The 3,590-nt window shown below is 62.3% G+C and carries 5 protein-coding genes; 1 reads left to right on the forward strand and 4 read right to left on the reverse strand.

Annotation, left to right across the window (positions count from 1 at the left end; translation table 11 throughout):
- Window positions 1-906 precede the first annotated feature (906 nt).
- The 3 genes from ACLP25_RS13520 to ACLP25_RS13530 are packed head-to-tail and all read right to left on the reverse strand — an operon-like array spanning window position 907 to window position 2,366.
- Window positions 907-1,482 carry a hypothetical protein gene (locus tag ACLP25_RS13520; protein ID WP_442469708.1) on the reverse strand — a complete coding sequence of 192 codons (576 nt, stop codon included), beginning with the start codon at window positions 1,480-1,482 and terminating at the stop codon, window positions 907-909.
- 7 nt (window positions 1,483-1,489) lie between these two features.
- Entirely contained in the window at window positions 1,490-2,023 is a 534-nt protein-coding gene (locus ACLP25_RS13525; RefSeq protein ID WP_442469709.1) for a hypothetical protein, read from the reverse strand.
- A gap of 10 nt (window positions 2,024-2,033) precedes the next feature.
- Window positions 2,034-2,366, reverse strand: a complete 333-nt coding sequence (locus ACLP25_RS13530; RefSeq protein ID WP_442469710.1) for a type II toxin-antitoxin system RelE/ParE family toxin — start codon at window positions 2,364-2,366, stop codon at window positions 2,034-2,036.
- Between the two features lie 280 nt (window positions 2,367-2,646).
- Between ACLP25_RS13530 and ACLP25_RS13535 the strand changes: the two genes are divergently transcribed.
- Window positions 2,647-3,123 (forward strand): hypothetical protein, encoded by a 477-nt coding sequence (locus ACLP25_RS13535; protein WP_442469711.1) that lies wholly within the window; start codon window positions 2,647-2,649, stop codon window positions 3,121-3,123.
- On the opposite strand, the gene ACLP25_RS13540 is transcribed toward ACLP25_RS13535, so the two are convergent.
- Window positions 3,113-3,346, reverse strand: coding sequence for a hypothetical protein (locus tag ACLP25_RS13540; RefSeq protein ID WP_442469712.1), 234 nt, complete (start codon window positions 3,344-3,346; stop codon window positions 3,113-3,115). The two genes, ACLP25_RS13535 and ACLP25_RS13540, sit on opposite strands and share 11 nt — an antisense overlap.
- Window positions 3,347-3,590: the final 244 nt, after the last annotated feature.

A 3,590-nucleotide genomic window follows, 5' to 3' on the forward strand; every position in this document is an offset into this window, starting at 1 on the left:
GAGAGCGTATTCTAGAACAGACTGACGGCGCTCTGGACTTCTAATGCAGACAAAGGCTTCCATTAGACGTATTCCGTCTTCTGAGCTAGGCCAGAAGCCTCCAGCGATCTGAGCTTTGAACACGTCCTCAAGACTATTATCATTCTCGGTCGAGCGGATCATCGAATTGAATCCTCCACGCTATGTTTCCGGACGACGCTTCCAACCGTTGGGAACTCGCCCTATAAATGCGTAATAACACCGTTTAAGAAATACAGGATGCGAAATATTAAATCTGACCGAGAGAATTATTCGCGCAGAAGCACGTACAACAGCTAACCGTGGAGATATTGTCATGAAAAACTCACTGGGCGGCCGGGTCTTCCCGTGGCTATTCTTGCAAGAACGAAGGCCAGCGAGCATCGCCCTGGTGGTAGCACGCTGCGACCACGGAGGGCCCCGACCCTCGCCGACCTTGGTGTGACAAGGCCGAGTCGAGCCGTTGGCAGAGGCTGTCGGGCAGTCGTTAACTGGGGTCTGATTCACTCTTGGTGCAAAGTGACGGCGAGGACATGCCGTAACCGGCTGAGAACGCGAGACAATCCTCTCTGGTTGGGCGGCACAGCTCAACATCGTGACCGACGCGAATGAAACTATCCGCATCTCCAGCAATTTCAGGAAGTTCGCTTCTCCCTTATGCCACAGCCTGCACCAAGAGTGAATCAGACCCGCTTTAGATGCTGCGCGACAAAGGGGGTCCGGATCAGCCACGAGGGCGTCGCGGGCGTCCTGCGCGCTCTACAAGGCCGCTTGAGGGGGCGAGCAATTCCGCGCAGACCGGAGCCGCCGGGCAGGTCGGCCCGAGACGCTGAGGCGTTGCCGCGCCCGCGGCCCTGGCAACCGCGCTACTTGTTTTGCTGATCGATTTCAGCTTGCCGCAAGGGCAGCGGCGCGTTGGTCGCTTGGTTCATATAAAGCGACGCGGCGCGCGTGTAGTAGGGATAATTGGAGAATAGCTGCGTCTTGCTTTCCTCGCTGAGCGTCAGGCGCGGACGTAGTTTCGTGAGCTTCTCCCGGATAATCATGCAGCCGATTGTAGGAATGTTCGAATTTCTGCTTCGTCCAGAGCGGGTCCTCCTTCTTTATCTTGCCGTCCTTGGCGACGGTGCGCCTAAACTGAACGCCATCGTCGGCCGCCAGTTCGAACGTACTGTGCGCCATGAGGATGCGGTCGTCGTTCTGCGCCGCGATGGCGCTGAAAAGCTTCCCGACGCCTTCCTTCTCCGGCTCCGGAGCCGTTTCCAGGGCGACGGTTCGGAACAGGTTAACCTTGCGGATGAAGTCTAAGCTATTGGCGATCACGTCCGCTGCGGTCCCTTTCAGGTCCAGAATTTGGACGATACCACCATTAATCTCCTGCTCTACGAGCGCGAAGTCATGCAGGAAACGCCCCACCTTCGCGCAAGCTTTCGAAAGATCATCCTCGCGGTTTGTAGACGCCATAGGTGCGTCACGCGTGCTTTTTCGCGGGCGCGGGGCGTTTGGCGGCGTGCGCGTTGGCGGCGGCTTTTTTGAGGTCCTCTTTGAGGTCCTCGAGTTTTGTTTCGGCCGTACGTCGTGCTTCGGCCGTACGTCGTTTCGCCGCTTCCAGGTCGGCATTGAGCGGCGCGGCGTCGGGGTCGCCGGCGACGGCTTTGGCGATGTCGTCGTCGGTCATGGCGTCGAGGCGGCGCGCCATCTCGACGTGGGCTTGCGTGTGGGTTTTGTGCTGGAGCGCGGCCACCATCGCGAACAGATTGCTCGCGGTCGGATTTCCGCGCGGCCCCACCATCCGCATCAGGCTCTTTTCGGGGATGCGCGTTTCCTTGCTCAGCGCGCCGAAGCCGACGGTGGCGTTGATGCAATCGCGCAGGAGGATCAGGCCGGGCGCGACTTCGCCCTCGAGGAGCGCTTGCAGCGCCTCGGTCAGAAGGGCGGTTTTGAAGGCGGGGTCGCGGGCGGCTCGCGCCGTCACGGTCTCGCGGAAATCTCTGGTCAGAGGCATGGCGCGCTCCTCACGGGCCGTGGGCCCGTTTGCGTTGTTTGTAGTCGCTCCATCGTTCCTGGGCGGCGGCGATGTCGTCGTCCTGCCCGTGCTTCTGGCCGCCGCCGAGGAGAAGGATCAGCTCCTTGCCGTCGAAGGCCAAATAGACCCGGTAGCCGGGTCCGAAGTCGATTCTGGCCTCATGGACGCCTTTTCCGACCGACTTCACGTCCGGCTTGAGGCCGGCCTCGAGCTTCGCCACCGATCGGGCGACCTTAGCGGCGGCGCGGTCGTCCAGGGCGTCGAACCACGAGGCGAAGGGGCTTTGGCCGTTGCTGTCCTCGTACTCACGCGTCTGGGGCATGAGCGGCCAGTATCATATATGTTACTAAAGCGGCAACACAAGAGCGCGATCGAAAGCCGCCATCGTCAGCGAGAACATTCGCCGCCGGCATCTCAACGCTGGGCGGCGGGCGATCCTGATCGCCATCGCCTACCCGGAGCCGATCAAATACAAGCGCGGCGGCAACCAATTGTTGGAAATCTCAACAATTGATGCGGGCGACCTGTCTCGCGCCCGCGTGATCTGCAAGTGGGCTTAAGGACATGGATCGAGGAGAATTCTCGACGACGAGTCCGCGTACATGCTGCTCGTCACCGCCAATGCGCAGAGCGAGCTGACGCCGATCGAGCGCGGGCGCCATGCGCTGCGCAGCAAGATGGACGTCAAGGCCTGTGCCGCAAGCGTCGGACGGGCGCACGCTACAGTGAACCGGGAAGTTATGGCGGCAAGGGTGGCGGGGGCCGCAGATTTCGATATCGAAATCGACTGTTTTTCACAGCTCGTCGAAATCCACGCCGCGCCGGAATGGCTGTGGCGCGCGCTGGTCGCGGCGGCAGGGGCAAGAAAGCTGTCCCGTCGGGGGACAGCTTTAGCAAACAACTTCTCGCCAAGCCCGCGTGATCGCCGGCCCCAGGGCGGGCGCAGGGGCGGCCTTTCGCGCGCCGGCGGCCCCGGGGCCCGGGCCTGGCGCGAGGCGGCTCAGCGGCCCGCCTGGCGGAACCTCCCGCCACGGTGGGGAGAGGTTCCCGATCGGTTTGGCGGCCCGATCACCGCGTAAACGGCGCGCGCCCCCGCGCCAGGCGCGGCGCGCCGGACGTCTCGCGCTCGGGCGGGGTCCACCGCGCTTCGACGACGAACCCGCGCTGAACCTCCCGCGCGACGTCAAAAACCACGCCGGCCCCGCGTTGCGGGCGGTTCGCCAGCTCCTGCGCGACCGTGGACAAAAACTCCTGCCGCTGGCGATAGGGAATCGGCTCGGCGAGCTCGCGCAGCAGGGCCATTTCTTCGTCTGTGAATTGCAGCGGCGGCATTGGTGCGTCCGAAGGAGCGAGGGCCAGGCGCGCCGAACCATAAGGGGTCAGCAGAGGATTTTCCCGAAATCCTACGCTAAGCCGATAGATTATAGCGGTGTCACGCGAGGATCCGAAAATCCTTCGGGTCGATGACGCGGAAATTGTCGGTGATAGTCGACGAGAACTCGTCGAACCGGCGAGGCACGGTCTCGCGCAGGAAGCCGAGCACGGC

The sequence above is a fragment of the Roseiarcus sp. genome (assembly GCF_052145395.1).
GTDB lineage: Bacteria > Pseudomonadota > Alphaproteobacteria > Rhizobiales > Beijerinckiaceae > Roseiarcus.

What these genes read in the sequence shown, in the direction of transcription:
- ACLP25_RS13520 (WP_442469708.1), bottom strand. Translation starts at nt 1,482, where the DNA reads ATGGCGTCTACAAACCGCGAGGATGATCTTTCGAAAGCTTGCGCGAAG.
- ACLP25_RS13525 (WP_442469709.1), bottom strand. Translation starts at nt 2,023, where the DNA reads ATGCCTCTGACCAGAGATTTCCGCGAGACCGTGACGGCGCGAGCCGCC.
- ACLP25_RS13530 (WP_442469710.1), bottom strand. Translation starts at nt 2,366, where the DNA reads ATGCCCCAGACGCGTGAGTACGAGGACAGCAACGGCCAAAGCCCCTTC.
- ACLP25_RS13535 (WP_442469711.1), top strand. Translation starts at nt 2,647, where the DNA reads ATGCTGCTCGTCACCGCCAATGCGCAGAGCGAGCTGACGCCGATCGAG.
- ACLP25_RS13540 (WP_442469712.1), bottom strand. Translation starts at nt 3,346, where the DNA reads ATGGCCCTGCTGCGCGAGCTCGCCGAGCCGATTCCCTATCGCCAGCGG.